Origin of the sequence: Pseudomonas sp. AP42, assembly GCF_001728935.1 — a bacterium.
In the GTDB taxonomy this organism is placed as follows: Bacteria; Pseudomonadota; Gammaproteobacteria; order Pseudomonadales; family Pseudomonadaceae; genus Aquipseudomonas; species Aquipseudomonas lactis.
Map to the genome: position 1 here is coordinate 1 of NZ_LYSO01000226.1, position 643 is coordinate 643.

The window sequence follows — 643 nt, forward strand, 5'->3', positions numbered from 1 at the left end:
TTCGTTCTTTAAAAATTTGGGTATGTGATAGAAAGATAGACTGAACGTTACTTTCACTGGTAACGGATCAGGCTAAGGTAAAATTTGTGAGTTCTCTTAATTGAGAAATTCGAATTTTCGGCGAATGTCGTCTTCACAGTATAACCAGATTGCTTGGGGTTATATGGTCAAGTGAAGAAGCGCATACGGTGGATGCCTTGGCAGTCAGAGGCGATGAAAGACGTGGTAGCCTGCGAAAAGCTTCGGGGAGTCGGCAAACAGACTTTGATCCGGAGATGTCTGAATGGGGGAACCCAGCCATCATAAGATGGTTATCTTGTACTGAATACATAGGTGCAAGAGGCGAACCAGGGGAACTGAAACATCTAAGTACCCTGAGGAAAAGAAATCAACCGAGATTCCCTTAGTAGTGGCGAGCGAACGGGGACTAGCCCTTAAGTGGCTTTGAGATTAGCGGAACGCTCTGGAAAGTGCGGCCATAGTGGGTGATAGCCCTGTACGCGAAAATCTCTTAGTCATGAAATCGAGTAGGACGGAGCACGAGAAACTTTGTCTGAATATGGGGGGACCATCCTCCAAGGCTAAATACTACTGACTGACCGATAGTGAACTAGTACCGTGAGGGAAAGGCGAAAAGAACCCC

The 643-nt window shown here is 46.5% G+C and carries 1 rRNA gene; it reads left to right on the forward strand.

Annotated elements, in window-relative coordinates:
• Positions 1–165: 165 nt before the first annotated feature.
• A 23S ribosomal RNA gene (locus A7K61_RS30625) occupies positions 166–643 on the forward strand; the annotation flags it as partial.